The following is a 26,484-nucleotide window of genomic DNA, read 5'->3' as shown; positions in this document are numbered from 1 at the left end:
TTAGCCTGACGCGACGTACTAGCTTTCGGGACGGGGGACGGACGTAACGTATGTCCAGGGAATTCCAACGCGGCCACAGGGCCAGGATCAGTGACCTCACCGCGGGTACGGATCTGTACGTGGGTGTGCAGATCTCCGCCCCCGGACTGACCTTCGACATCAGCTGCTTCGGCCTCGACGCCGACGAACGCCTCTCCGACGACCGGTACTTCGTCTTCTTCAACCAGCCGAAGTCCCCCGAGGAGTCCATCCAACTGCTGGGTGCCCAGGCGGGCGACACCGAGTCGTTCCGGATCACGCTGGACCGGATTCCGGCCGCCATCCACAAGCTGTCGTTCACCGCGACCATCGACGGCGACGGGCAGATGTCCCGGATCGCGCCCGGCTATCTGCGCATCGTGGCGGGAGGTGAGGAGGTCGCGCGGTACTCCTTCACCGGCACCGAGTTCTCCACCGAGCGCGCCGTGATGCTCGGCGACCTCTACCTCAAGGACGTCTGGCGGTTCGCCGCGGTCGGACAGGGCTTCGACGGCGGCCTGGAGGCGCTGCTGAAGAACTTCGGCGGCGAGGTCGAGGAGGAGGCGCCCGCACCGGCCCAGCCGGAGCCCGCGACCCCGGCCGCACCCGGCTTCGCGCCGCCCGCCTTCGCCGTCCCCGGCGGACCGGCCACGCCCCCCGCGCCCCAGGCGTTCACCCCGCCCCCGGCGCCCCGGCCGGACGTGCACGCGGCTCCCACCCTGGTCGAACCCCTGACCCCGCCCGCGGGCACCGTCCCGCCGCCCGGCCCGGCCCCGGCCGCCTTCGGCCACCCGGCCCCGCCGAGCGCACCCCTGCCACCCGGCTACGGCCAGGCACCGGCCCAGCCCCCGGCGGCCCCCGCACCCCCCGGCTACAACTCCCCGCCCTCCCACGGCGGACAGCCCACCGCCCCCATGCCCCCCGGCTACGCCCAGGTCCCCGGCCAGGGCACCCCCTCCTACGGCGTCCCGCAGGGCACGCCCCAGCAAGCGGCCGGAGTGGGCGCCGCGCTCCAGAAGTTCAAGGAGGCGCCCACCGGCCAGCGTTGGACCCAGCAGAACCACAAGCTGGTCCGCGTCGACCTCGGCGCCGGAGGCCAGCCGGTGCTGGCCCGGCAGGGCAGCATGGTGCTCTACCAGGGCAAGGTCGACTTCAACTACAAGGGCGCCGGATTCGCCGGACGGCTGGTCGGCAACGCCACCGGCCAGGAGATGCAGTTGATGCGCTGCACCGGCCAGGGACAGGTGTTCCTCGCCGACAACTCCACCCACCTCCACCCGATCGAGCTCCAGGGCGACGCGATCTGCGTCTCCGCCGAGAACGTCCTCGCCTTCGACGAGAGCCTCCAGTACGAGGTCCGCCGGATCGAGGGCCACGGCATCCCCGGCGGCGCGCTGTTCACCATGCAGTTCCAGGGCACCGGCACGCTCGTCGTCAAGACGCACGGCACCCCCGTGGTGCTGCCCGTGACGCCCACGACCTTCGCCGACTGCCAGGCGGTGGTCGCCTGGTCGGCCGCCTCGCAGGTGATCGTCTCCAGCCAGGTCCGGATGCGCCGCAACGCCTACGCGGGCGACACCGGGGAGAGCGTCAACCTCCAGTTCCGGGGCGCGCCCGGCAACTTCATCGTCGTCCAGCCGTACGAGGTCTGAGGGAGCCCGTCATGAACCAGCCGCTCGCGGGCTTCGCCCCCGCACCCGTCACCGCCCGCATGGAGAACCACGGCAGCCACATGCTGAAGGTCGCCATGCAGACCGGCAACGACCTCCTCGCGCGCGTGGGCTCGATGATCGCCTACGAGGGCTTCATCCAGTACGAGCCCAACCCGCCCGCCGTCCGCCAGATCGCCCGCGACTGGATGACCGGCGAGGGCGCCCCGCTGATGAAGTGCTCCGGCGACGGCCTGCTCTACCTCGCCGACTACGGCGCCGACGTGGTCGTGATCAACCTCGGCGGCGACGGCATCTCCGTCAACGCCACCAACCTGCTCGCCTTCGACGCCCAGTTGACCTGGAGCGTGGAGCGGGTCAAGGGACTGGCCAAGTTCGCCGGGCAGGGCCTGTGGAACACCCGGATCTCCGGGCAGGGCTGGGTCGCGCTGACCTCGCGCGGCACCCCGATCGTCGTGGACTGCGGCGGCGGCGAGGACGAGACCTATGTCGACCCCGACGCGCTCGTGGCCTGGTCCCCGAACCTCAAGGTGAAGGGCAAGCGCAGCTTCAAGGCGCAGTCGCTGATCGGCCGGGGCAGCGGCGAGGCGTACCAGATGGCCTTCTCCGGGCAGGGCATCGTCGTCGTCCAGCCCAGCGAGGACAGCACCGACCGCCTCCGGTTCCGGGGCTGAGGGGGAGCACACACCATGCAGAGTCCGCTTTTCGCGCACAACGACCTCCAGACCCAGGAGCGCTGGAGCCTGCAGAACGCGCAGCTGCTCCGCGTCACCCTGGAGGGCCACGACGACCTCCTGGCCCGCAAGGGCAGCATGGTCGCCTACCAGGGCATGGTCGAGTTCGACGCCGAGTACCGGAGCCAGGGCCAGCGCCGGGCCAGGGCCCACACCGGTGAGGGCCTGGACCTGATGCGCTGTCACGGGCAGGGCACCGTCTATCTCGCCAACCTCGCCCAGCACGTCCACCTCCTGGACGTCGAGCAGGACGGCCTCACCGTCGACAGCTCCTACGTCCTCGCCATGGACTCCTCGCTGCACCACGAGGTCATCGCCGTGGACAGCCTCTACGGCATCTCTGGCTCCGGGAAGTACCAGCTCAACATCACCGGACGCGGCAAGGTCGCCCTGATGACCTCCGGCGCGCCCCTGCTGATGCGGGTCACCCCGGACCGGTACGTCAACTGCGACGCGGACGCCATCGTCGCCTGGTCCACCTCGCTGCGGGTGCAGATGCAGGCCCAGACCCACTCCTCCGGGGTGTGGCGGCGGCGCGGCAGCACCGGTGAGGGCTGGGAGCTGAGCTTCATGGGCTCCGGCTTCGCCCTGGTGCAGCCCAGCGAACTGCTCCCGCCGCAGCACGCGCAGATCGGCGGCGGTGTCGCGGCCCAGTTCGGCATGGGCCAGCAGGGCGCCCGGGGGCAGAACCAGGGCAACGTCTGGAGCTGAGGACGCGACGAGTGAAGCGCGGTGAACGTAAGGGGCGCCCACAACGGCGGGCGCCCCTTACACGTTCAGAGCCGGACCACTTTCAGAGCCGGACCACGCTCACAACCGGACCACCTCCGGGCCGGACCACCCTCACAGCCGCGCCCGCGTCCCCTCCAGCAGCCGGACCACCGACTCGTCCGCCACCTCCGCGACCTCGTCGTAGCCGAACCAGCGCAGATCCAGCGACTCGTCGCTGATCGCGTGCTCGGCGCCGCGTGGGGCCAGTACCGCGTACTGCACGTCGTAGTGCCAGTGGCACGGGGCCGGGATCGGGTGCCGGTCCAGGCGGACCGGGCCGCCGGGCAGCAGGGTCAGCCCGGCGATGCCGGACTCCTCCGTCGCCTCGCGCAGGGCCGCGCCCGCCACGGAGATGTCGCCCGGCTCGCAGTGTCCGCCCATCTGGAGCCACATCCGCAGCTTCTTGTGCAGGGTGAGCAGGACACGGTCGTGCTCCGGGTCGATCACCAGGGCGCTGGCCGTGAGATGCCCCGCGTGGCAGGACTTCCACATGCCGTCCGGCTGGGCGGCCAGATGGGCCAGATAGGCGTCGCGCAGCTCGGCCTGGTCCTCGTAGCCCTTGAGCACGAGGACCGCGTCGTCGTACAGGCTCACTCGGTCTCGTCGCCCTTGCTCTCGCCCGTGCCGTCGCCCTCGTCCTTCTTCAGGTCGGGCTTGTGCGCACCGCCGCCCGCCGCCTCGCCGAGCATCTTGTCCAGCTCGGAGAAGTCCAGCTGCTCGCGGTGGACGAAGCCGTCCGGGTCGTCGAGGTCGGTGGCCGTCGGCAGCATGTCCGGGTGGTGCCACAGGTCGTCCCGGCCGTCGACCCCGCGCGCGTCCGTGAGCGAGGCCCACAGGCGGGAGGCGTCGCGCAGTCGGCGCGGGCGCAGCTCCAGACCGATCAGCGTGGCGAACGTCTGCTCCGCCGGACCACCGCTCGCGCGACGGCGGCGCAGCGTCTCGCGCAGCGCGTCGGCGGAGGACAGGCGCGGCTTGGCGGCCGCGTGGACCACCGCGTCCACCCAGCCCTCGACCAGCGCGAGCGCCGTCTCCAGCCGGGCCAGCGCCGCCTTCTGCTCGGGCGTGTCCTCGGGCTGGAACATGCCCTGCTGGAGCGCGTCCTGCAGCTGCTCGGGGTTCTGCGGGTCGAACTGGCCGACCACGTCCTCCAGCTTGGCGGTGTCGACCTTGATGCCGCGCGCGTAGCCCTCGACCGCGCCGAACAGGTGCGAGCGCAGCCACGGCACGTGGGCGAAGAGGCGCTGGTGGGCCGCCTCACGCAGGGCGAGGTAGAGCCGCACCTCCTCCTGGGGGACGCCCAGGTCCTTGCCGAACGCCTCCATGTTGACCGGCAGCAGCGCCGCCTTGCCCGCCGGGCCCAGCGGCAGCCCGATGTCGGTGGAGCCGACGACCTCGCCCGCGAGCACGCCGACGGCCTGCCCGATCTGGGTGCCGAACATGGCGCCGCCCATCGAGCGCATCATGCCGATCAGCGGGCCCGCCATGGCCTGCATCTCCTCCGGCAGGACATCGCCCATGGCCGCGCCGACCCGCTCGGCGACCGGGTCGACCAGTTCCTTCCAGGCCGGGAGCGTCGCCTCGACCCACTCCGCGCGCGACCAGGCCACGGCCGTGTTCGCGCCGGAGGGCAGCGAGGTCGCGTCGTCCAGCCACAGGTCGGCCAGGCGCACGGCCTCCTGGACCGCGGAGTGCTCGGCGGGGCCGACGCTCGCGTCCTTGACGCCGTCCTGGGTGCCCTGGGCGACCGTCTGGCGGGCGATCTGCTTGGCCATGTCCCAGTTCACCGGGCCGCCCTCGTAGGAGAGCATCTGGCCCAGCTGCTGGAACGCCGCGCCCAGGTCGTTGGGGTTCAGGGAACCGAACATCGCGGCGAGCGGATTGTCGGCGCCGGGGGCGCCGAAGCCACCGGCGCCCGGCAGGGAGCCGAACCCGAACGGGTCGGCCGGTCCCTGCCCACCACCGCTCTGCTGGTCCTTCTTCTTGCCCTCGTCGCCGTCGTCCGGCTCCTCCGGCGGAAGGCCGAATCCGAATGGGGTGTCACTCACGGGGTTCCTCGGCTGGTAAGGCCACCGGTTCTCTCCGGCGGCGCGGCTGCCCGACTTCACCACCCAGCGTAGACACCCGGACCGGATAGGGCCTCGGTGCTTCGCCCACAGATGGGCTGCGGCAGGATGGATGCACCTGGTACGGGCGCGTCGTCCGCGCTCGTACTGAAGACAACCGCTGGAGACGCCCGGTGAGTTCCCCAGATCCGCAGGTTCGCGCAGCGCGAAACCCCTCATCTCCGCCCGCATCGCCCTCGCCCGCCGTGCGCGGGCCCGTCGTCGCGGTGACCGGCGCCGCCACCGGGATCGGCGCGCTGCTCACCGAGCGGCTCGCGGCGTCCGAGGAGATCCGGCAGGTCGTCGCCATCGACGAGCGGCGGGGGGAGTGCGCCGAGGCGCGGTGGCACATCCTCGACGTGCGGGACCCGGCGATCGCCGAGAAGCTGCGCGGCGCCGACGTGGTCGTCCACCTGGCGCTCGACCTGGACCTGGGCAGCGACGCGGCCGCCCGCAGCGCCTACAACGTGCGCGGCACCCAGACCGTGCTGACCGCCGCGGCCGCCGCCGGGGTCCACCGGGTCGTGCTGTGCACCTCCGCCATGGTCTACGGCGCGCTGGAGGACAACGAGCTGCCCCTGTCGGAGGACGCCGAGCTGCGCGCCACCGCCGACGCCACCGGGGTCGCCGACCTGCTGGAGATCGAACGCCTGGCCCGCCGGGCGCCCCGCGCGCACCCCGGCCTGAACGTCACCGTGGTGCGCCCCGCGCTGCTGGTCGGCGGCACGGACACCGCGCTGACCCGGTACTTCGAGTCGCCCCGGCTGCTCGTGGTCGCCGACTCGCGGCCCGCCTGGCAGTTCTGCCACGTCGACGACCTGTGCTCGGCGCTGGAGTACGCCGTGCTGGAGAAGGTCGACGGGGAACTCGCCGTCGGCTGCGACGGCTGGCTGGAGCAGGAGGAGGTCGAGGAGCTGAGCGGCATCCGGCGCATGGAGCTGCCCTCCGCGGTCGCCCTCGGCGCGGCCGCCCGGCTGCACCGGATCGGGCTCACCCCGTCCCCGGCGGGCGACCTGGCGTACACGATGTACCCCTGGGTGGTCAGCGGGAGCAGGCTGCACTCGGCCGGGTGGCGGCCGCGCTGGACCAACGAGGACGTGCTCGCGGAGCTGCTGGCGGAGGTCTCCGGTCGGCACACGGTCGCCGGACGCAGGCTCGGCCGCAAGGACGCCACGGCGGCCGGCGCGGCGGGCGCGACCGTGGCCCTGCTGGGCGCGGCGGCGGTGGTACGCCGGGCCCGCAAGGCACGCCGCCGCATCTGAGCGCACAGCGGCCCCCACCCGGCCGACCGGCCACCCCCCGCCCATCCGACCTGCGCCCCCCCCCGTCCATCCGACCGGCCACCCCCTCCACCCGGCCGAACGTCGCATTCCGCCTGCCCCGCCACGTGCGGCACCATGGAGACATGGCACTCACGAACGAACACCCCGGTGAGCAGGCGGCCCCCAGCCCCATCAAGCTGATCGGCATCCGGGACACGCCCCTCTCGGTGGACGAGGTGTTCGCCGCCCTCGGGGACGACGCGGCGGGCGGCATCTCGCTGTTCGTGGGCACCGTGCGCAACCACGACGGGGGCGCGGACGTCGACGCCCTCGGCTACTCCTGCCACCCCTCCGCCGTGGACGAGATGCGGCGGGTCGCGGAGAAGGTCGTCGCGGAGTACCCGGTGCGGGCCCTGGCGGCCGTCCACCGGGTGGGCGATCTGGCCGTCGGTGACCTCGCCGTCGTCGTCGGTGTGTCGTGCCCGCACCGGGGCGACGCGTTCGACGCCTGCCGCAAGCTGATCGACGACATCAAGCACGAGGTGCCGGTCTGGAAGCACCAGCGGTTCTCCGACGGCACCGAGGAATGGGTCGGCGCCTGCTGATCCGCGCGGGCCGGTGACGTTCGGCCCATCGGGTGCTCCGGTTGCGTAACCGCACCCCGCGCGTGAGCGTTGTCCGTGCGAATGGTTAATCTGCTGATCACTCAGTTCGCGGACACTCATGGGGTTGGGAGGTCGGCATGGCGGTGCTCGCCTGGTTGCTGATTCCGCTGATCGCCGCTGTCGCGGCCGGTCTGTGGGGAAGCTGGGCCAACCGGACCCGTAGAACCCGCGGCGACGGCCCCGAACTCGACGGCTACGCGCGGTTCCGCGAGGCCATGGAGAAGTCCCACACGGGCGCCCCCGGAGCCTGACGGGGGTGCCCTGACGGGGCGCTGACACACGTGTCCCGTACTGTCGTGCCATGCCACGCCGTACCGCGACGATGCTCGCGTCCACCCTGATGCTGATCGCGCTGCTCTGCGCGGGAGTGCTCATCCCCGTGCCGTACGCGGAGATGTCTCCGGGGCCGACCGTGAACACGCTCGGGGACCACGACGGCGAACCGGTGCTCCAGGTCTCGGGCCACCGCACCTATCCGGCCGACGGTCACCTGAACATGACCACCGTCCGGGTGACCAGCGCGGACTTCCGGATGAACCTGGTCGAGGCGGTCTACGGCTGGCTGGCCCACGACACCAAGGTCGTCCCGCACGACACGCTCTACCCGGACGGCAAGACCGAGGAGCAGTCCACCCAGGAGAACGCCGAGGAGTTCAGCCAGTCCCAGGAGAGCGCCAAGGTCGCCGCCCTGAAGGAGCTGCACATCCCGGTGACGTCCTGGGTGATCGTCTCCACGGTGATCAAGGACTCCCCGGCCGAGGGCAGGCTGCACGCCGGTGACGTGATCAAGGCGGTGGACGGCACCCAGGTCAAGCAGCCCGCCGACGTGGCCAAGCTGGTGACCAAGCACGAGCCGGGTCAGAAGGTCGTCTTCACCGTCGTCCCCGCCAAGGAGCAGGCGGCCGCCGAGAAGGCGCACCGGACGGCGACGAAGACCCAGGACGTGACGATCACGACCGCCGATTCCGCGGACTCCGCCGACAAGGGCGCCCAGCGGGCCATCGTCGGGATCTCGGCCGGGACCGACCACACCTTCCCGTTCACCGTCGACATCAAGCTCGCCGACGTGGGCGGCCCCAGCGCCGGACTGATGTTCGCGCTCGGCATCTACGACAAGCTCACCCCCGGCGACCTCACCGGCGGCAAGTTCATCGCGGGCACCGGCACCATCGACGACGAGGGCACGGTCGGCCCCATCGGCGGCATCGAGATGAAGACGGTCGGCGCGCGCGACAAGGGCGCCCAGTACTTCCTGACCCCCGCCGACAACTGCGCCTCCGCCGCCAAGGACACCCCGAGCGGCCTCACCCTGGTCAAGGTGAAGAAGATCGGCGACGCCCTGGACGCCCTCAAGGACATCCGCGAGGGCCGCACCGCCGACCTGCCGAAGTGCACCACCAAGGGCTGAAGCTCCCTGCACGCGCGCGGGGCGCCCACCGGAAAACGGTGGGCGCCCCGCGTCGCATCACAAAGGAAAGTCACTCGGAGAACGTCGCCGCCAGCGCCTCCGCCAGCCCCGGCACCAGGTCCGGACCGGTCAGCACCTCGGTCGCCGAGTCCTTCTCCCGCAGCCGGATCGCCGACTCGCGGTTGCCGTCGCGCAGCACCGCGACCGTCATCCGCACCTCCTGACGCTCCGGACGCCCGGCCACCCACTTGGCCAGCTCGGCGTCGCTGAGCCCCTGCGGGACCTGCGTGTCGACGGACGAGGGCAGCATCAGGCGCTCCACGGTGAGCGCGCAGCCGACCACCGCGTCCGGCCACGCGATGGTGGCGAGGAACTGGTCGAGTGCCTTGTCGGCCGGGACCTCGTCCTGCTCGATCGGGGTGAAGCCGGTGTCACCGGTCTCCTCGTCCAGGCCCAGCTGGGCCGCGAGGGAGGGTTCCTGGGTGCGCAGACGCGCGGTGTCGACGAGGGCGAAGAGGCGGGCCGGCTGGTCCCAGCCGAGGCCGGACGCGTACTCGTCGATCTCGAGTACGGCCCGGGTGAGCGGGCTCGCCGCCATGGGAGTGTTGGACATGGTCACAATCCTGCCTCGTTCCCGGCCGAAATCGGGAACCGAGTAAACCGTGAGTAAGTTGCATAGGTGGGGGCCCGCGATCACAGGGGGCCACCAAGGGCCCGCGAACACGAGGGCCTGACGGATCGACAGCGACTTCGAGGTGCGCACCTTGGCTTTCCAGATGCCGGACCGCGGCGGAGGCCCGACGGGGCCACGGATCAGGGCGGGCCGTCCGTCCCGGCGGGTGAGGACCCTGCTCGTGACCCTGGGGGTGCTGGCCGCCCTCGGTATGGCCTTCACCATGTTCGCCGGTTTCTGGACGGACTGGCTCTGGTACCGGTCGGTGCACTACTCGTCGGTGTTCACCACCACCCTGTGGACGAAGATCGGGCTGTTCTTCGTCTTCGGCGTGCTGATGGCCCTCGCGGTGGGCTTCAACATCTGGCTCGCGCACCGCCTGCGGCCCCCGCTGAGCGCCATGTCGATGGAACAGCAGAGCCTCGACCGGTACCGGATGGGGATCGCGCCGTACAAGACCTGGCTGCTGCTCGCCGTCACCGCGCTGGTCGGTCTGATCGCCGGTGCCTCGGCGGCCGGGCAGTGGCGGACCTGGCTGATGTGGGTCAACGGCGTGTCCTTCGGCGAGAAGGACCCCCAGTTCCACCGGGACGTCTCCTTCTACGCCTTCGACCTGCCCTGGTACCGCTTCCTGCTGGCCTTCGGCTTCGCCACCGCCATCCTGTCGCTGATCGCCGCCGCGCTCACCCACTACCTGTACGGCGGACTGCGCGTCACCAGCCCCGGTTCGCGCGCCTCGTCCGCCGCGACCGGCCATCTCTCGGTGCTGCTCGGCCTCTTCGTCTCCCTGAAGGCCGTCGCCTACTGGCTCGACCGGTACGGCCTCGCGGTGAAGTCCAGCGACTTCAAGGCGACGGGCAACTGGACGGGTCTGCGCTACGTGGACGCCAACGCCTATCTGCCCGCGAAGACGATCCTGTTCTTCATCGCCGTCATCTGCGCGCTGCTGTTCTTCGCCACCCTGTGGCGGCGCACCTGGCAGCTCCCCGTCATCGGCTTCGGCCTGATGGTGCTCTCCGCGGTCCTGATCGGCGGCCTCTACCCGGCCATCGTGCAGAAGTTCCAGGTCCAGCCCAACGAGCAGGCCAAGGAAGCCCCGTACGTCCAGAAGAACCTCAAGGCGACCCGCGAGGCGTACGGCATCGACCACACGAAGGTCAGCGAGTACCCGGGCCGGGCCGCGACCGACGACAAGACGACGCTGCGCGACCAGGTCGGCAAGACCGCCAGCATCCGCATCATGGACCCGAACGTGGTCTCGCCCACGTTCCAGCAGCTCCAGCAGATCCGGAACTACTACGGCTTCCCGACCAACCTGGACGTCGACCGGTACCCCACCAAGGACGGCAAGGAGCAGGACACCGTCCTGGGGCTGCGTGAGCTGAATCTGGGCGGCATCCCGAAGAACAACTGGATCAACGACCACTTCCGCTACACCCACGGCTACGGCGTGGTCGCCGCCAAGGGCACCGAGTCCGACGACAAGGGCCGCCCGGTCTTCACCGAGAAGAACCTGCCCTCCAAGGGCGACCTCGGCGAGTACCAGCAGCAGGTCTACTACGGCGAGAAGACCACCACGTACTCCATCGTCGGCGGTCCCCAGAAGGAGATCGACTACTCCGACGACGAGGGCGAGAAGACCACCAGCTACACCGGCAAGAGCGGCGTCAACCTCGACAACCCGCTCAACCGGGCGGCGTACGCGGTGGCGTTCAACGAGCCGCAGATCCTCTACTCCGGGGCGATCGGCGACGGTTCGCGCATCCTGTACAACCGCACGCCCAAGGACCGCGTCGAGTCCGTCGCGCCCTGGCTGACCATCGACGGCGACGCCTACCCGGCCGTGGTGGACGGGCGCATCCAGTGGATCGTCGACGCCTACACGACCAGCAACGGCTACCCGTACGCCTCGCGCACCACGCTCGGGGACACCACGGCCGACTCGCTGACCGCGACCAACAACTCCCGCGCGGTGGTGGCCCAGCAGAACCAGGTCAACTACATCCGCAACTCGGTCAAGGCGACCGTCGACGCGTACACCGGTGACGTCAAGCTCTACCAGTGGGACGCGGCCGACCCGGTGCTCAAGACCTGGATGAAGGCGTTCCCGGACACGGTCAAGCCCCGCGCGGACATCAGCCCGGAGCTGATGGCCCATCTGCGGTACCCGCAGGACCTGTTCAAGGTCCAGCGCGAGCTGCTCACCCGCTACCACGTGACCAACGCGCAGACCTTCCTCAGCGGCAGCGAGGTGTGGCAGGTCCCGGACGACCCGTCCAACGACTCCCGCGACTCGGTCCCGCCGTACTACCTGAGCATGAAGATGCCGGACCAGAAGCAGCAGGTCTTCTCGCTGACGACGACCTTCACGCCGAACGGCCGGGACAACCTGAGCGCGTTCATGGCCGTCGACTCCGATCCGCGCGCCAGCGACTACGGCAAGATCAGAATCCTGAAGCTGCCGACGAGCACCACGGTCGACGGCCCCAAGCAGGTGCAGAGCCAGTTCAACTCCGAACCGTCCATCGCGGAGACGATCAGCCTGCTGAGCCGCGGCCACTCCCAGGTCGAGTACGGCAACCTGCTGACCGTCCCGCTGGACGGCGGCCTGCTGTACGCGGAGCCGGTCTATGTGCGCGGCGGCACCCTGAAGTACCCGCTGCTGCGCAAGGTGCTGGTGACCTATGAGGGCCGGACCGCCTTCGAGAACACCCTGGACGAGGCGCTGGACAAGGTCTTCGGGGTCAAGGGCTCCGAACCGCCGGAGTCCGGCACCACCGAACCGCCGACGTCCACCAACCCGACGGTCCGCCAGGCCCTCCAGGACGCCCAGAAGGCGTACGACGCGGGCCAGGAGGCGCTGAAGTCCGGTCCGGACTGGGACGCCTACGCCAAGGCGCAGAAGGACCTCCAGGACGCGCTGCGGCGGGCCGAGGACGCCCAGTCCGCTGCGGACAAGCCCCGGACCAGCGGCGACTGACCCGAGCCCGCTCCGCGCCGTGCTAGAGTTGTGAACACAACGGCGCGGGGTGGAGCAGCTCGGTAGCTCGCTGGGCTCATAACCCAGAGGTCGCAGGTTCAAATCCTGTCCCCGCTACTGAAAACGAAGGCCCGGATCTCATCGAGATCCGGGCCTTCGTGATGTGCGAACTCATGTGCTGCGTGTTTCATCGGCCGCGCCGCCGCCCGGAGTTGGGCCAACTGTGTTTGACTTGTCTCTCTGTGGGCATGTCGACAAAACGCTGTAGTGACCTCACGGGCTGCGGTACACCGGGTGTACCCAGGTTGCAGGTGGTGCGACGATGGACGTTATGGGGGACAAGGCAACTCTGTTCGAGACAGGGCGATTTGTGCAGCCTTCGGGTGAGGAACCGTCCCGCGACGTGGACGAGGTGGGGGAGGCCACCGAGGACGCCGAGGAGGTGCGCCTCGGGATGGCGGCGCGCACCGGCGACGCCGAGGCCGCCAGTGTCCTCGGCGCCATGCTGCTGCGTCGCGGCGACCTCGACGCGGCCGAACCCCAGCTCCGTGCCGCCGCGTCCGCCGGTGACCGGCCCGCCGCCAACAACCTGGGCGTCCTGCTGCATCAGCGCGGGTACGCCGACGAGGCCGCCGACTGGTGGCGGATCGCCGCCGTCGCCGGATCGGCCGCCGCCGCGCACGCGCTCGGCCGTCACCACCGCGAGCGCGGTGACGAACCCGCCGCCGAGTACTGGCTGCGCCAGTCCGCCGAGCAGGGCCATGTGCTCGGCGCCTACGCCCTAGCCGACCTCCTGGAGCACCGCGGCGACTCCCGCTCCGCGTACTGGATGCGCGCCGCCGCCGAACGCGGCCACCGCGAGGCCGCCTACCGGCTCGCCCGCTCCCTGGACGGCGGCGGCGCCGAGCCCGGCACCGGCCGCGAGGACGAGCCCGGCACCGGCGAGGCGTCCGCCGAGGCCGAGCAGTGGTACCGCCAGGCCGCCGCGCGCGGCCACCGCCGGGCCGCGCTGCACCTCGGCGCCATCCTGGAGAAGCGCGGCGAGCTGAAGGAGGCCGGGCGCTGGTACCTGACCTCGGCCAAGGACGGCGAGGCCCGCGCCGCCTGCGCCCTCGGATTCCTGCTGCGCGACGCCGGGGACACCGAGAGCGCCGCCGTGTGGTGGCTGCGCGCCGCCCAGGACGGCGATGGCAACGCCGCCAACGCGCTGGGCGCCCTGCACGCCGAGCGCGGCGAGACCCAGACCGCCGAGCGCTGGTACCGGGCCGCGCTGGACGCCGGGGACGACAACGGCGCCTACAACCTCGGGCTGCTCTGCGCCGAGCAGGGCCGCACCGCCCAGGCCGAGCAGTGGTACCGGCGCGCCGCCTACGCCGGGCACCGGGAGGCGGCGAACGCGCTGGCCATCCTGCTGCTCCGGGGCGGCGACACCAGCGGCGCCGAGCCCTGGTTCTCCAAGGCCGCCGAGGCCGGCAGCGTGGACGCCGCGTTCAACCTCGGCATCCTGTACGCCGGACGCGACACCGAGTGGGACACCGAGTCCGCGGTGCGCTGGTACGAGCGGGCGGCCGCCGCCGGGCACACCGAGGCGGCCCTCCAGGTCGGCATCGCCCGGCTGCGCGAGGGCGACGAGCAGACCGCCGAGCGTCATCTGCGGTGCGCGGCCGGGGGCGGCAGCGCGGAGGCCGCGTACCGGCTGGCCACCGTGCTGGACGCGCGCCGTCCGCCGGAGCCCGCGCACGAGCTGGGCGAGAGCGTGCACGACAAGACCGAGTGCGAGGAGTGGTACGAGCGGGCGGCCGGTCAGGGCCACCGGCGCGCGCAGGTGCGGGTCGGCATGCTCGCGGCGGCGCGCGGTGACGTGGTCGAGGCGGCCCGCTGGTACCGGGCGGCCGCCGAGGCGGGCTCCCGCAACGGCGCCTTCAACCTGGGGCTGCTGCTGGCCCGCGAGGGCAGCGAGCCTGAGGCGGCCGTGTGGTGGACCCGTGCCGCCGACGCCGGGCACGGCCGGGCCGCGCTGCGCCTGGCCCTGGTGTACGCGCGCCGGGGCGAGCTGGCCGAGGGGCAGCGCTGGGCGGCCCGCGCGGTGGAGCTGGGCCCGGTGGAGGTGGCCGAGCGGGCGGCGCGGCTGCGGGACGCGCTGCGCGAGGAGCTGTCCGCGTGACCTGGGCGGACGGGGTGCGAGGGAATGGATTTGCCTCGGCGGCCATCGGTCCCGTAGTGTCATATTCATCGACGCGGGGTGGAGCAGCTCGGTAGCTCGCTGGGCTCATAACCCAGAGGTCGCAGGTTCAAATCCTGTCCCCGCTACTGAAGGCCGAGGGCCGGAATCCGAAAGGGTTCCGGCCCTCGGTCGTATGCGCGTGAAAGACGGGCGAGAGATGAACGCGGGCGTGAAAAATGCCGCCCCGGTGCGGGGCGGCATGGGGGTGCGGGTCAGGCGGTCGCGCACTCCGGGCACAGGCCGCGGTAGGTCACCTCGACGTCCGAGACCGCGAAGCCGAAGCGCTCGGTGTCGGGGAGGTCGGAGAGCGGGTCGCCGACGGGGTGGACGTCACGGATGGCGCCGCAGCGCGAGCAGACCAGGTGATGGTGCGGGCGGTGCGCGTTCGGGTCGTACCGCTTGGCGCGCCGGTCCGTGCTGACTTCCAGCACCTCGCCGAGGGAGACCAGCTCGCCCAGGGTGTTGTAGACGGTCGCGCGGGAGATCTCCGGCAGTTTCGCGGCGGCGCGCGCGTGGACCTCGTCGGCCGTGAGGTGGACGTGTTCGCCGTCCAGCACCTCGGCCACCACGCGGCGCTGCGAGGTCATCCGCCATCCGCGTCCACGCAGCCGGTCCAGAAGGTCACTCATGGCAGCCAGCGTAACAGGGGGCCGAACAGATCCCGAACAGGTGTGATTTTGGAATCAGGGCAGGGTTGGACTGGGTCCAAGCTCGGTCCGACCCTGCCGGAGCGGGGTCAGAGAGCCGGTTCCGGGGCGCGGGCCGGGGCCCAGCAGCGGATGATGTCGCGGACCGAGACGATGCCCGCGGGCTCACCGCCGTCCAGCACGACCAGGTGCCGGAAGCCGCCGTGGGTCATGGCGCGGGCGGCCTCGCGCAGGGTCCAGGCCGGGGCGGCGAAGACCACGGACGTGGTGGTGTGGGCGTGCGCGGACTCCGCGTCCGGGTCCTGGCCGAGGCCGACGGAGTTGAGGATGTCCCGCTCGGTGAGGATGCCGATGCCGCCCGCGTCCGGGTCGAGCACCACGGCGGCGCCGACCCGGCGGGCGGACATCAGGGCGGCGGCCTGGCGGAGGGTGTGGGCGGGGCCGATGGTGAGGACCACCGTGCTCATGGCGTCTCGGACGAGCGTGGGGGGTGGTGCGGGGGCGGGAACGAGCATGGGCTTCAGCCACCTCCTGTGGAACCCGTGCCGCACAAGCACGGATTCACGAATTCACAAGTGAGGGAGGCTTCAGAGTGACAGGTAAAAAGGAGGTCAACAAGGGGGCGCGCGTGGTCAGTTGAGGGCGCGCGGAGCAGGCGGTGCGCTCAGCCGCCGAGCCGTCCCAGCAGCTCGTCGTGCAGCAGGCCGTTGGAGGCCGCCGCGTCGCCGCTGTGCGGGCCGGGACGGCCGTCGAGACCGGTGAAGGTGCCGCCCGCCTCGGTGACGATGACCGCGTTGGCCGCCATGTCCCACAGCGACAGCTCCGGCTCCGCGCACATGTCCACCGAGCCCTCCGCCACCATCATGTACGGCCAGAAGTCGCCGTACGCGCGGGTGCGCCAGACGTCGCGGGACAGCCCCAGGAAGCCCTCGAGCCGCCCCCGGTTCTCCCAGCCCGTCAGCGAGGAGTAGGCGAACGAGGCGTCGGCCAGGTCGCCCACGCCGGAGACATGGATACGGCTCGCCGAGGTCAGGCTGCGCCCGGTGAAGGCGCCGTGGCCCTTCGCGGCCCACCAGCGGCGGCCGAGCGCGGGCGCGGAGACCAGGCCCACGACCGGGTGGAAGCCGCCCTGGCCCGCCTCCATCAGCGAGATCAGGGTCGCCCACACCGGGACGCCGCGCACGTAGTTCTTGGTGCCGTCGATCGGGTCGATCACCCAGCGGCGGGGGCCCGAGCCCTCGGCGCCGTACTCCTCGCCGAGCACCGAGTCGCGGGGGCGGGCGCGCTGGAGATGGTTCCGGATCAGCTCCTCGGCGGCCTTGTCGGCCTCGCTGACCGGCGTCATGTCCGGTTTCGTCTCGACCTTCAGGTCGAGGGCCTTGAAGCGCTCCATGGTCGTGGCGTCGGCCGCGTCGGCGAGCACATGGGCGAGGCGCAGATCGTCGAGATAGTCCGGCATGTGACGACCGTATCGGCCGGGGGTGGCCGGAAGCCACCAGGGGGAGTGCCGCGCGGCGCGGCGCGCGGCGGCCGAAGCACGCCGACGGGCGGCCCCGGACCCTTGACAGCGCCGGTGGGCGAGTCAAATCTAAGCGCCACAGCTCGCCCCAGGGAGGCGAAGATGCCCGCAGCCCGCGAATCGCTGCTGGACGCCGCAGGCAGAGCGCTCGCCAACCGGCCGTGGTCGACGGTGCGGATGGTGGACGTCGCCGCGGCCGCCGGAGTGTCCCGGCAGACGCTCTACAACGAGTTCGGCAGCAAGGACGGCCTCGCCAGGGCCCTGATGCGGCGCGAGGCCGACGGCTACCTCGCCGGGGTGGAACGCGCCCTCGCCACCCACACCGACCCCCGCGACCGGCTCGCCGCCACCGCCGAGTGGACCGCCACCGCCGCCCGCGGCAACGCGCTGGTACGGGCCATGCTCACCGGCAGCTGGCACGGACGGCTGCCCGAGCCCGCCCGGCCCGGCCTGCCCTCCACCTCCACCGTGCCCGCGCAGCGCCGCGCCGACGGGCCGCTGCCCGCCCCCGGAGACTTCCTGCGGATGGTGCGCGACCGGGCCGTGGCCGTCCTCACCGCACCCGGCACCCCCGCGGCCGACACCGCCCGGCTCGCCTTCGCCTGCGAACTCGCCCTCCGGCTCGGCCTGTCCTGCGTGGCGGCACCGGCGGGCGAAGGCGGCACCGCGGCCCTGGTCCACCACGCCCTGCACCGGGACTTCGCGGACTAGTGCGCCGACCCCGAGAGCTGGAGGCCGATCACCCCGGCGATCACCAGGGAGATCGAGATGACCTTCAGGGTGGACACCAGGTCACCGAGGAAGACCATGCCGTAGATCGCCGTACCGGCCGCGCCGATGCCGGTCCACACCGCGTAGGCGGGACCGACGTCCAGCTTCTTCAGGGCCAGGGTCAGCAGGCCGAAGCTGCCGAGGGCGAAGGCGGCGAAGGCGATCGTCGGCCAGAGCCGGGTGAAGCCGTGGGACAGCTTCAGGCACACGGCGAAACCGGTCTCCAGAAGCCCGGCGACGATGACCAGCAGCCACGCCATGTGCTGTCCTCCCGTAGATCCGGATCGCCGGAGATCCGGATCTCCGGCTCGGTGCGATTATGCACTTACCGAACCCGCACCCCGGCAAACCACGCGACGCTCAGTCGCCCTCGCGGCGCTCCCGCGTGGCCAGCAGCCGCCGCAGCGAGTACAGCCGGGCCTGGCGGGCGTGTCCCTCGGCCACCCAGGCGTCCAGCGCGCAGTCCGGCTCGTCGTGGCTGCACGCGCGCGGACAGTCCGCCGTGCCCGGCACCAGGTCCGGGAAGGCGTTGATCACCCGCGAGGGCTCGATGTGCGCCAGCCCGAAGGACCGCACGCCCGGAGTGTCGACCACCCAGCCCGTGCCGTCGCCGAGCGGCAGCGCGAGCGCGGAGGTCGTGGTGTGCCGGCCGCGGCCGGTCACCGCGTTGACGTGTCCCGTCGTACGCCGCAGGTCCTCCGGCACCAGCGCGTTGACCAGGGTCGTCTTGCCGACGCCGGAGTGGCCGACGAACGCCGTGATCTTCCCGTCCAGCTGCTCGCGGACCCGGTCGGCGGCGTCGCCGTTCTCCAGCTCCTCGCGGCTGGTGACCACGTAGGGGATGTCCAGGTCGCCGTACAGCTCCAGCAGCTTGTCGGAGGAGGCCAGGTCCGACTTGGTCATGACCAGCAGGGGTTCCAGGCCGCCGTCGAAGGCCGCGACCAGACAGCGGTCGATCATCCGGGGGCGCGGCTCGGGGTTCGCGAGCGCGGTGACGATGGCGAGCTGGTCGGCGTTGGCCACCACGACCCGCTCGTAGGGGTCGTCGTCGTCGGCGGTGCGGCGCAGCAGGGAGGTGCGCTCCCCGATGCGCACGATCCGCGCGAGGGTGTCCTTCTGGCCCGACAGGTCACCGACGAGCGAGACCCGGTCGCCCACCACGGCCGCCTTGCGGCCCAGCTCGCGGGCCTTCATCGCGGTGATGGTCCGCCCCTCGACCAGGCAGGTCAGCCGACCCCGGTCGACGGTGAGGACCATGCCCTCCGCCGCGTCCTCGTGCTTGGGCCGGATGTTGGTCCGCGGGCGGTTGCCCTTGCGGTTGGGACGCGTGCGGATGTCGTCCTCGTCGGTGTGCTTGCCGTAGCGGCGCATGATCTCGATCCGCCCGTCAGTTACCGAGCATCCCGGCCCACAGCTCGGGGAAGTCCGGGAGGGTCTTCGCCGTCGTCGCCACGTTCTCGATCCGCACCCCGGGCACGGCCAGGCCGATGATCGCGCCCGCCGTCGCCATCCGGTGGTCGTCGTAGGTGTGGAACACCCCGCCGTGCAGCGGGCGCGGGCGGATGTGCAGGCCGTCGGCGGTCTCGGTGACATCGCCGCCGAGCTCGTTGATCTCCTTGGTGAGCGCGGCCAGCCGGTCCGTCTCGTGCAGCCGGAGGTGGGCCACGCCCCGCAGGGTGGAGGGGGAGTCGGCGAGGGCCGCGACCGCGGCGATGCCGGGGGTCAGCTCGCCCACGTCGCCCAGGTCCACGTCGATGCCGTGCACCGCGCCGGAACCGGAGAACACCAGCCCGTACTCGGTCAGCTCGCAGGAGCCACCCATCTCGGTGAAGATCTCCCGCAGCCGGTCACCCGGCTGGGTGGTGCGCTCCGGCCAGTCCGGGATCGTCACCTTGCCGCCGGTGACCAGGGCCGCCGCCAGGAACGGCTGGGCGTTGGACAGGTCCGGCTCGACGGTGAGGTCCCGGCCCAGCAGGGCGCCCGGCGTCACCCGCCACACGTTCGGCTCGCCGCCCGACTCCGGGGTGTCCACCTGGGCGCCGACCGCGCGCAGCATGTCCACCGTCATCCGGATGTGGGGGAGCGAGGGCAGGGTCGCGCCGGTGTGGCGGACCTCCACGCCCTGGTTGAAGCGCGGCGCGGACAGCAGCAGCGCCGAGACGAACTGGGACGACGACGAGGCGTCCACCGACACCGGGCCGCCCTCCAGCGCCCCGCCGCCGTGCACGGTCAGCGGCAGCGCGCCCCGGCCGTCGTCGTCGATCCGGGCGCCCAGCACGCGCAGCGCGTCGATCACGCCGTGCAGCGGACGCTCGTACGAACGGGGGTCGCCGTCGAAGCGGATCGGGCCGTCGGCCAGCGCGGCGACCGGCGGCAGGAAGCGCATGACCGTGCCCGCGTTGCCGACGTCCACCGTGGCCGGACCGCGCAGCCCGGTCGGCAGCACCCGCCACGCCTCGCCGGAGCCGTCCGGGCCGACGCCCTCCTCGATCTCCACGCCCATCGCGCGCAGCGCCCCGGCCATCAGCAGGGTGTCCCGCGAGCGCAGCGGACGGCGCAGCCAGCCCGGCTCGGAGGCGAGGGCGGCCAGCACCAGGGCCCGGTTGGTGACCGATTTGGAACCGGGCACGTGGACCGTCGCGTCGACGGCTCCGGTCGCGTGCGGGGCGGGCCAGAGGGCGGTATGAGCGGGGTTCACGGTCATGCGCCCCACTTTAGTGGCTGGGACCGTACCCAGATCTTGATCGCGGCGGCGTCCGGGGCGCTCACAGCCGCAGCAGCCACTGCCCGCCCCCGATCAGCGAGCACAGCGACACCGCGTGGAACAGGAACAGCCACAGCCCCGCCGGTACGTGGGTGAGCCGGGACAACTGGTCCGCGTCCGAGTCCCCGGCGCCGCCCCGCCTGCGCTTGGCCTGCAGCTCGAAGGGCGGACGCACCCCGCCCAGCAGCAGGAACCACACCACCGCGTACGCGAACGCCGCCTGCACCTGCGGTCCCGCCAGCCACGACACCAGCAGGAAGGCCCCGCCGGTCAGCACCACGGTCAGCACCCCGTAGGCGTTGCGGATCATCACCAGCATGGCCAGCAGCAGGGCGGTGGCCACCCACAGCAGCAGGGTGATGCGTCCGGCGGCCAGCAGCGCGGCCCCGCCGAGCCCGAGCAGCGAGGGCGCGGTGTAGCCCGCGGCGGCCGTCAGGATCATGCCGAGCCCGTACGGCTTGCCCCGGCTGACCGTGAGGCCGCTGGTGTCGGAGTGCAGCCGTATCGCGGTCAGCTTCCGGCCGGTGACGAGGGCGATCAGCCCGTGGCCGCCCTCGTGCGCGATGGTGATCGCGTTGCGGGCCACCCGCCACACCGGGTGCGGGGCGACCACGGCGAGCGCGGCGGCCAGGGTGGCGAGGACCACCCACAGGTCGGGACCGGGCTGGGTGCCGCTGAGCCGGTCCCAGAGGTCGGGCAGCGCGGTGGTCGTATTGCTGTCCATGTCTACGGGTGGCTCCCTGTCGTCGGACGGACTCTGGCACTGTGGCTGGTATGTGCGGACGGTATGCGGCCAGTCGTGGTCCAGAGGATCTCGCGGGAGTCTTCGACATCGAGGTGGGGGTCCCCCCTGCCCCGGCGGAAGGGGGCGACCGTACCCCGGAACCCGAGGAGACCCTGGCGCCGGACTGGAACGTGGCCCCGACCAAGGAGGTCTACGCGGTCCTGGACCGTCCGCTGAAAGACGCCGCCGACCGCCGTCCGGTTCGCCAGCTGCGTCGGCTGAAGTGGGGACTGGTGCCGTCCTGGGCCCGGACGCCCGAGGGCGCCGCCCGGATGATCAACGCCCGCGCGGAGACCGTGCACGAGAAGCCCGCCTACCGCCGGGCCTTCGCCGCCCGCCGCTGCATCCTGCCCGCCGACGGCTACTACGAGTGGGTCACCGGCGAGCAGGAGCGCGATCTGGAGGTCGAGGGCAAGAAGAAGCGGGCCCGCAAGCAGCCCTACTTCGTGACCCCCGCCGACGGCTCGGTGTTCGCCATGGCCGGGCTGTACGAGTTCTGGCGCGACGCGACCCTGCCCGACGACCACCCCGGCGCCTGGTGGGCGACCTGCTCGGTGATCACCACCGAGGCCGAGCGGAGCCCGCTCGCCGTCGCCCCCGCCGAGGGCCCCGGCTCGCTCGCCGACATCCACCCCCGGATGCCCCTGATGCTCACCCCGGACCGCTGGGACGCCTGGCTGGACCCCGCCCGCACCGACCCCGACGAACTGCGGGAGCTGCTCGCCCCGCCGCCCGAGGGCCTGATGCGGGCCTACCCGGTGCCGACAGCCGTCAGCAACGTCCGCAACAACGGCCCGGAGCTGCTGAAGGAGCTGGAGGGGCCGGAGGAGGGCACACTCTTCTGATGTGATCTCCAGCATGATCGAGACCGTCGAGACCGAGGCCGGGACCGCGCGCGTCACCTGGCACCCCGCGCCCGAGCCCCGCCTGGTCCTGGCCGTGAGCCATGGCGCCGGGGGCGGGATCGAGGCGCGGGATCTCCAGGCGCTCGCCGCCGCGCTGCCCCCGCACGGGGTGAGCGTCGCGCTGGTCGAGCAGCCCTGGCGGGTCGCCGGGCGCAAGGTCGCTCCCGCGCCGAAGACGCTGGACACCGGCTGGCGGGGCCTGTGGCCCGCGCTGACCCGGCCCGGCCTGCCGGTGATCTCCGGTGGCCGCAGCGCGGGGGCCCGGGTCGCCTGCCGTACCGCCACCGAGCTGGGCGCCCGCGCGGTGCTCGCGCTGAGCTTCCCGCTGCACCCTCCGGGCAAGCCCGAGAAGTCCCGCGCCGACGAACTGCTCGGCGCCGGGGTGCCCACCCTCGTCGTCCAGGGCGGGAACGACCCCTTCGGCCGACCCGAGGAATTCCCCGAGGGCGCTTTCGAACTCGTCGAGGTGCCCTACGGCGACCACTCCTTCGCCGTGCCCAAACGGGCTCCCGTGACGCAGGAGGCCGCGCTGGAGACCGTGACGGACGCCGTCGTCAGGTGGGCCGCGTCACTCGGGTGACCCTCGGGAATGCCCGCCGGGGCACCGCTGTTGTGCCGGACAGAAGTGCTGGAGCGCCGGTGAGGCGTCGTCGCGGGAGAGGAAGTCAGCCGCATGGGTTCGACCGCATGTCCGAGTCGCAGCAGCCGTACTGACCTGGACTGGACGGTGCTGCACGCGGCCAAGACCGCTCCGATTCGAGCGGCGGCGGGTACGGGTCGTGTTCTATCCTCCGAAACGAGTGGGGCCGGTCTCGGTCCCGCGCGGGAACTTGAGGAGGTGGGTCCGGTCACTGGGACCGACGCAGGGGCCGGCAGCGGCCAGGCGGAGCTGCCCGAGGGCCAGGGCGTGAGCGCGGAGACGGGCGCCGAGACCAGCACGGAGCGCAGCGCGCGCTTCGAGCGGGACGCGCTCGAATTCCTCGACCAGATGTATTCCGCCGCGCTGCGCATGACGCGCAACCCGGCCGACGCGGAGGACCTGGTGCAGGAGACGTACGCCAAGGCGTACGCGTCGTTCCACCAGTTCCGCGAAGGCACCAACCTCAAGGCGTGGCTGTACCGGATCCTCACCAACACCTTCATCAACTCGTACCGCAAGAAGCAGCGCGAACCCCAGCGCAGCGCGGCCGAGGAGATCGAGGACTGGCAGCTCGCCCGCGCCGAGTCGCACATGTCGACGGGGCTGCGCTCCGCCGAGTCCCAGGCGCTCGACCACCTGCCGGACTCGGACGTGAAGTCCGCGCTCCAGGCGATCCCCGAGGAGTTCCGCATCGCGGTCTATCTCGCGGACGTAGAGGGCTTTGCGTACAAGGAGATCGCGGACATCATGGGGACCCCCATCGGTACGGTGATGTCCCGGCTGCACCGGGGCCGCCGTCAACTGCGCGGCATGCTGGAGGACTACGCGCGCGAGCGCGGACTGGTCCCGGCCGGCGCCGGAGAGTCGCACGAAGCGAAAGGCTCGGGCTCATGAGCTGCGGAGAGCCGCACGAGACGGACTGCAGTGAGGTCCTCGACCATCTGTACGAGTTCCTCGACAGCGAGATGCCGGACGTCGACCGCGACAAGTTCCAGCACCACTTCGAGGAATGCCACCCGTGCCTGGAGAAGTACGGACTGGAGCAGGCCGTCAAGAAGCTGGTCAAGCGGTGCTGCGGACATGACGACGTCCCCGCCGACCTGCGCGCCAAGGTCATGGGCCGGATCGAGCTGATCCGCTCCGGCGGCACCGTCCCCGAGCATGACGTGACCGCGGCCGCCCGCGAGAGCTGACCGCCCCTTCCGTCACCCGAACGTGCTAATCCCACCGGACTAGCCCCCGCCTCCCCGTGCCCCGTCCTACGCTCCACCCGGACGGGGCACGGTCGGGGAGGGCGTCATGGAGGCGGTTCCGGCAAGAGCGCGGGCCTGTGTGGCCGGCGCCGCCCTGCTCGCCGCGCTCTGCGCACTGCCCGCACCGGCCACCCCCACCCCCTGGGGGACCCTCGCCCTGCTCGCCGTGCTCTACGCGCTCTGCGACCAGGTCGTCCGCCGCCGCTTCGGCGGCACCTTCTACCCCGTGCTGCTCGCCGGGGCCTTCCTGCTGCCCCCGGCCGCCGCCGCGCTGGTCCCGCTGCCCGCCGCCCTGCTCTCCCCGGTCGAGCACCCGCCCACGCTGCCGCGCCGCGTCTGGCGCGCCGCCCGGCCCGCGCTCGCCGTCTGGGCCGCCGCCCGGACGCACCACGCGCTCGACGGCGGCGCCGCCGTCGACGGCTCCGTCTTCCCCTACGCGCTGCTGCCCGCCGGGGCCGCCGTGCTCGCCTTCTGCCTGGTGCTCACCCTGCTCGACGGCGCCATGCACGCCGCCGCCGACCGGGTCCCGCTGCGCCGGGCCTGGCGCGGACTGTTCACCCGCTCCCTCGCCCCCGTCGCCGTGCACGGCCTGGCCGGACTGATGACCGCCGTGCTGTGGCGCAGCCCCTACGGACCCGTCGCCGCCCTGCTCGTCCTGCTGCCGATGGGCGTCTCCTGCTGGGTGTTCGCCCAGTACCACCGCGAACGCGCCGCCCACCAGGCCACCATCCGCGCCCTCGTCCAGGCCGTCGACATCAAGGACGGCTACACCCGGGGCCACAGCGAGCGGGTCGGCCGGGCGTCCGTGATGATCGCCCGCCAGCTCGGCATGGACGACGCCCGCGTGGAGGTACTCCGCTTCGCGGGCATCCTGCACGACGTCGGCAAGCTCGGCGTCCCCACCCGGCTGCTGCGCAAGGACGGCCCGCTCACCCCCGAGGAACGCCGGATCATCGAACTCCACCCCGAGTACGGCCATGAGATGACCCGCGGCATCTCCTTCCTCGGGGAGGCCCGCGCGGCGATCCTGCACCACCACGAACGCCTCGACGGCAGCGGCTACCCCTACGGACTCGAGGGCACCCAGATCCCCGAGTGCGCCCGCGTGGTCGCCGTCGCCGACGCCTTCGACGCCATGACCTCCAACCGCACCTACAGCCGGGCCCGCCCCGTCGAGGTCGCCGTCGCCGAACTCCAGCGGTGCGCGGGCGCCCAGTTCGACCCCCGGATGGTCGGCGCGCTCGCCGCCGCCCTGCGCCGCCACGGCTGGCGCCCCGAGGTCACCGCCGACGAACCCGCCTCCGGCGTCCCGCCGCGCCAGCGCACCCACGGCCGGACCACCGGGGCCCATCGGTGACCGCCCGCCCGAGCGCCCGCCGTCTGATCCACGGCGCCGCCGCCCTCGTCGCCGCCCTCGCGTTCGGCGCCACCCTGTGGACCGGCGTCGACGACCGGGGCACCGCGCTCGCCTTCGGCGTCCTCATAGCCGTGGGCGAACTCACCCGCTGGAAGGGCGGCGGCTCCCGCCGCGCCGCCCCCCTCGGCACCGCGGGCTCCCTCTCCTACGCGCTGCTCGGCGCCGACGCCGGGCACCCCGCCCAGCACGGCCCCGCCCAGATCGTCACCGTGGTGCTCGTCGCCACCCTGCTCGGCGGTGTCCCGCACATCTGGCGCGGCCGCACCCCCACCCTCGACCACCTCGCCCGCCGGGTCCTCAAGGTCGGCTTCGCCGCCATCTGCTTCCAACCCCTTTACAGCCGGGGCGTGTTCGACCACTGGGACGGCTCCGCCTACGCCCTGCTGCTCATCGCGCTGCTCGTCCTCACCGCCCTGTGCGACGCGCTCCTGGCCGCCGCGCTCGCCCACTCCCGCACCCGCTGGCCCTTCGGCCCGCTGCTGCGCGAGGAACTGCGCGGGCTGCTCGGCATCGGCTCCGCCGTCTGCGCGACCGGCGCGGTGATGGCGCTCGCGGTGGCCGTCGCCGGGCTGTGGGCGCTGCCCGTGTTCTGCCTCCCGCTGCTGCTGACCCAGCTGTCGCTGCGCCGGTACGCGGCCGTGCGCGCCACCTACCGGCAGACCATCACCTCGCTGGCCCGCGCCACCGAGATCGCCGGGTACACCCCGGCCGGGCACGCCCGCCGGGTCGCCGCGCTCAGCCTCGCGGTGGGCCGGGACCTCGGGCTCACCGGGACCGAGCTGACCGTGCTGGAGCACGCGGCCCTGATGCACGACATCGGCCAGCTCAGCCTCATCGACCCGGTCCCCGCGGGCGCCACCGCGGCCCTGCCCGGCGCGGAGCAGCGCCGTATCGCCCTGCTCGGCGGGGCCGTGGTCCGGCAGACCGGGGTGGCCGCCGCCGTCGCCGTCGTCGTGGAGCGGCAGGCCGACCCCTACCGGGACCAGCCGGTCGCCGCCCGTATCGTGCGCGCGGTCAACGCCTACGAGGAGAAGTCCCGCGACGCCGGGGTCGAGGGCCCGCTGCGCGCGCTGGAGGAACTGCGGCTCGCCACCGCCGGGGACTACGCCCCCGAGGTGGTGGAATCACTGGCGCGGGTCCTGTCCCGCGACTGTCTGACCCTGCCGGTTGCTGGGTAACCGATGGGTAATGAGCGCCTCTCCCACGTGACGTGGTTGGATGCGAGGGAGAGGCAGACCGGGGGCAACAGCCAGCCCACTGAGCGGAACGGAACTGGC

At 72.4% G+C, this 26,484-nt stretch carries 26 protein-coding genes and 2 tRNA genes; 18 read left to right on the top strand and 10 right to left on the bottom strand.

Features of this window, described 5'->3' with window-relative positions:
* Positions 1-50: 50 nt before the first annotated feature.
* Genes ACI2LY_RS10665 through ACI2LY_RS10655 form a run of 3 tightly spaced genes read left to right on the top strand, consistent with a single transcriptional unit; the run spans position 51 to position 3,133 of the window.
* Complete coding sequence (locus ACI2LY_RS10665; protein WP_404706844.1) at positions 51-1,670, top strand: TerD family protein; 1,620 nt, start codon at positions 51-53, stop codon at positions 1,668-1,670.
* An 11-nt stretch (positions 1,671-1,681) separates the two neighbouring features.
* Positions 1,682-2,362 carry an AIM24 family protein gene (locus tag ACI2LY_RS10660; RefSeq protein ID WP_393596235.1) on the top strand — a complete coding sequence of 227 codons (681 nt, stop codon included), beginning with the start codon at positions 1,682-1,684 and terminating at the stop codon, positions 2,360-2,362.
* Between the two features lie 15 nt (positions 2,363-2,377).
* The gene (locus ACI2LY_RS10655; RefSeq protein WP_404706843.1) at positions 2,378-3,133 is read left to right on the top strand and encodes an AIM24 family protein; all 756 of its coding nucleotides are present in this window, start codon (positions 2,378-2,380) and stop codon (positions 3,131-3,133) included.
* Positions 3,134-3,265: 132 nt separating this feature from the next.
* On the opposite strand, the gene ACI2LY_RS10650 is transcribed toward ACI2LY_RS10655, so the two are convergent.
* Positions 3,266-3,787 (bottom strand): NUDIX hydrolase, encoded by a 522-nt coding sequence (locus ACI2LY_RS10650; protein WP_404706842.1) that lies wholly within the window; start codon positions 3,785-3,787, stop codon positions 3,266-3,268.
* Positions 3,784-5,238, bottom strand: a complete 1,455-nt coding sequence (locus ACI2LY_RS10645; RefSeq protein ID WP_404706841.1) for a zinc-dependent metalloprotease — start codon at positions 5,236-5,238, stop codon at positions 3,784-3,786. Before ACI2LY_RS10645 ends, ACI2LY_RS10650 begins: the two co-directional genes overlap by 4 nt.
* A gap of 191 nt (positions 5,239-5,429) precedes the next feature.
* Between ACI2LY_RS10645 and ACI2LY_RS10640 the strand changes: the two genes are divergently transcribed.
* The 4 genes from ACI2LY_RS10640 to ACI2LY_RS10625 all read left to right on the top strand — a co-directional run bounded on the left by ACI2LY_RS10640 (position 5,430) and on the right by ACI2LY_RS10625 (position 8,630).
* On the top strand, positions 5,430-6,557 hold the full coding sequence (locus tag ACI2LY_RS10640) for an SDR family oxidoreductase (RefSeq protein ID WP_404706840.1): 1,128 nt from the start codon (positions 5,430-5,432) through the stop codon (positions 6,555-6,557).
* A gap of 143 nt (positions 6,558-6,700) precedes the next feature.
* Positions 6,701-7,162: a molybdenum cofactor biosynthesis protein MoaE gene (locus ACI2LY_RS10635; RefSeq protein WP_388995734.1), complete on the top strand. Its 462-nt coding sequence runs from the start codon at positions 6,701-6,703 to the stop codon at positions 7,160-7,162.
* A 137-nt stretch (positions 7,163-7,299) separates the two neighbouring features.
* Positions 7,300-7,473: a hypothetical protein gene (locus ACI2LY_RS10630; protein WP_384359706.1), complete on the top strand. Its 174-nt coding sequence runs from the start codon at positions 7,300-7,302 to the stop codon at positions 7,471-7,473.
* Positions 7,474-7,523: 50 nt separating this feature from the next.
* Positions 7,524-8,630 (top strand): PDZ domain-containing protein, encoded by a 1,107-nt coding sequence (locus ACI2LY_RS10625; protein ID WP_404706839.1) that lies wholly within the window; start codon positions 7,524-7,526, stop codon positions 8,628-8,630.
* 70 nt (positions 8,631-8,700) lie between these two features.
* Here ACI2LY_RS10625 and ACI2LY_RS10620 read toward each other — a convergent pair whose 3' ends face one another.
* Positions 8,701-9,249, bottom strand: coding sequence for a PPA1309 family protein (locus ACI2LY_RS10620; RefSeq protein ID WP_404706838.1), 549 nt, complete (start codon positions 9,247-9,249; stop codon positions 8,701-8,703).
* A gap of 157 nt (positions 9,250-9,406) precedes the next feature.
* On the opposite strand from ACI2LY_RS10620, the gene ACI2LY_RS10615 reads away from it, so the two are divergent.
* The 4 genes from ACI2LY_RS10615 (at position 9,407) to ACI2LY_RS10600 (ending at position 14,593) form a co-directional block, all read left to right on the top strand.
* Positions 9,407-12,283: a UPF0182 family protein gene (locus tag ACI2LY_RS10615; RefSeq protein ID WP_404707308.1), complete on the top strand. Its 2,877-nt coding sequence runs from the start codon at positions 9,407-9,409 to the stop codon at positions 12,281-12,283.
* Positions 12,284-12,326: 43 nt separating this feature from the next.
* Positions 12,327-12,400: transfer RNA gene (locus tag ACI2LY_RS10610), tRNA-Met, on the top strand.
* A gap of 205 nt (positions 12,401-12,605) precedes the next feature.
* Positions 12,606-14,447 carry a tetratricopeptide repeat protein gene (locus ACI2LY_RS10605; protein WP_404706837.1) on the top strand — a complete coding sequence of 614 codons (1,842 nt, stop codon included), beginning with the start codon at positions 12,606-12,608 and terminating at the stop codon, positions 14,445-14,447.
* A gap of 72 nt (positions 14,448-14,519) precedes the next feature.
* Positions 14,520-14,593 (top strand) — tRNA-Met (locus ACI2LY_RS10600).
* Between the two features lie 126 nt (positions 14,594-14,719).
* Here ACI2LY_RS10600 and ACI2LY_RS10595 read toward each other — a convergent pair.
* The 3 genes from ACI2LY_RS10595 to hisN form a co-directional block, all read right to left on the bottom strand.
* Entirely contained in the window at positions 14,720-15,136 is a 417-nt protein-coding gene (locus tag ACI2LY_RS10595) for a Fur family transcriptional regulator (RefSeq protein WP_388995719.1), read from the bottom strand.
* A 107-nt stretch (positions 15,137-15,243) separates the two neighbouring features.
* Positions 15,244-15,621 carry a cyclic nucleotide-binding/CBS domain-containing protein gene (locus tag ACI2LY_RS10590; protein ID WP_404706836.1) on the bottom strand — a complete coding sequence of 126 codons (378 nt, stop codon included), beginning with the start codon at positions 15,619-15,621 and terminating at the stop codon, positions 15,244-15,246.
* A gap of 197 nt (positions 15,622-15,818) precedes the next feature.
* On the bottom strand, positions 15,819-16,613 hold the full coding sequence (hisN, locus tag ACI2LY_RS10585) for a histidinol-phosphatase (protein WP_404706835.1): 795 nt from the start codon (positions 16,611-16,613) through the stop codon (positions 15,819-15,821).
* Between the two features lie 162 nt (positions 16,614-16,775).
* Between hisN and ACI2LY_RS10580 the strand changes: the two genes are divergently transcribed.
* Complete coding sequence (locus tag ACI2LY_RS10580) at positions 16,776-17,384, top strand: TetR/AcrR family transcriptional regulator (RefSeq protein WP_404706834.1); 609 nt, start codon at positions 16,776-16,778, stop codon at positions 17,382-17,384.
* Here ACI2LY_RS10580 and ACI2LY_RS10575 read toward each other — a convergent pair.
* The 4 genes from ACI2LY_RS10575 to ACI2LY_RS10560 all read right to left on the bottom strand — a co-directional run bounded on the left by ACI2LY_RS10575 (position 17,381) and on the right by ACI2LY_RS10560 (position 20,932).
* Positions 17,381-17,704 carry a DMT family transporter gene (locus ACI2LY_RS10575; RefSeq protein WP_404706833.1) on the bottom strand — a complete coding sequence of 108 codons (324 nt, stop codon included), beginning with the start codon at positions 17,702-17,704 and terminating at the stop codon, positions 17,381-17,383. The genes ACI2LY_RS10580 and ACI2LY_RS10575 overlap by 4 nt on opposite strands.
* A 100-nt stretch (positions 17,705-17,804) precedes the next feature.
* Entirely contained in the window at positions 17,805-18,815 is a 1,011-nt protein-coding gene (gene rsgA, locus ACI2LY_RS10570) for a ribosome small subunit-dependent GTPase A (RefSeq protein ID WP_404706832.1), read from the bottom strand.
* A gap of 16 nt (positions 18,816-18,831) precedes the next feature.
* On the bottom strand, positions 18,832-20,148 hold the full coding sequence (aroA, locus tag ACI2LY_RS10565; RefSeq protein ID WP_404706831.1) for a 3-phosphoshikimate 1-carboxyvinyltransferase: 1,317 nt from the start codon (positions 20,146-20,148) through the stop codon (positions 18,832-18,834).
* A gap of 61 nt (positions 20,149-20,209) precedes the next feature.
* On the bottom strand, positions 20,210-20,932 hold the full coding sequence (locus ACI2LY_RS10560; protein WP_361818097.1) for a M50 family metallopeptidase: 723 nt from the start codon (positions 20,930-20,932) through the stop codon (positions 20,210-20,212).
* Positions 20,933-20,982: 50 nt separating this feature from the next.
* Between ACI2LY_RS10560 and ACI2LY_RS10555 the strand changes: the two genes are divergently transcribed.
* The 6 genes from ACI2LY_RS10555 to ACI2LY_RS10530 all read left to right on the top strand — a co-directional run bounded on the left by ACI2LY_RS10555 (position 20,983) and on the right by ACI2LY_RS10530 (position 26,385).
* On the top strand, positions 20,983-21,837 hold the full coding sequence (locus tag ACI2LY_RS10555; protein ID WP_404706830.1) for an SOS response-associated peptidase: 855 nt from the start codon (positions 20,983-20,985) through the stop codon (positions 21,835-21,837).
* 13 nt (positions 21,838-21,850) lie between these two features.
* Positions 21,851-22,477 (top strand): alpha/beta family hydrolase, encoded by a 627-nt coding sequence (locus ACI2LY_RS10550; protein WP_404706829.1) that lies wholly within the window; start codon positions 21,851-21,853, stop codon positions 22,475-22,477.
* 258 nt (positions 22,478-22,735) lie between these two features.
* A complete protein-coding gene (locus ACI2LY_RS10545) occupies positions 22,736-23,431 on the top strand; it encodes a sigma-70 family RNA polymerase sigma factor (protein WP_404706828.1) in 696 nt (231 codons plus the stop codon).
* The gene (gene rsrA / locus ACI2LY_RS10540; protein ID WP_030807430.1) at positions 23,428-23,730 is read left to right on the top strand and encodes a mycothiol system anti-sigma-R factor; all 303 of its coding nucleotides are present in this window, start codon (positions 23,428-23,430) and stop codon (positions 23,728-23,730) included. The genes ACI2LY_RS10545 and rsrA overlap by 4 nt, the downstream gene beginning before the upstream one ends.
* A gap of 106 nt (positions 23,731-23,836) precedes the next feature.
* On the top strand, positions 23,837-25,147 hold the full coding sequence (locus tag ACI2LY_RS10535; RefSeq protein ID WP_404706827.1) for an HD-GYP domain-containing protein: 1,311 nt from the start codon (positions 23,837-23,839) through the stop codon (positions 25,145-25,147).
* Positions 25,144-26,385, top strand: a complete 1,242-nt coding sequence (locus ACI2LY_RS10530) for an HD-GYP domain-containing protein (protein ID WP_404706826.1) — start codon at positions 25,144-25,146, stop codon at positions 26,383-26,385. Before ACI2LY_RS10535 ends, ACI2LY_RS10530 begins: the two co-directional genes overlap by 4 nt.
* Positions 26,386-26,484: the final 99 nt, after the last annotated feature.

Origin of the sequence: Streptomyces sp. NPDC002176 (genome assembly GCF_044903645.1) — a bacterium.
In the GTDB taxonomy this organism is placed as follows: Bacteria; Actinomycetota; Actinomycetes; order Streptomycetales; family Streptomycetaceae; genus Streptomyces.
The sequence above is the reverse complement of the archived record's forward strand: the minus strand, read 5'-3'. Positions and strand labels throughout refer to the sequence as shown.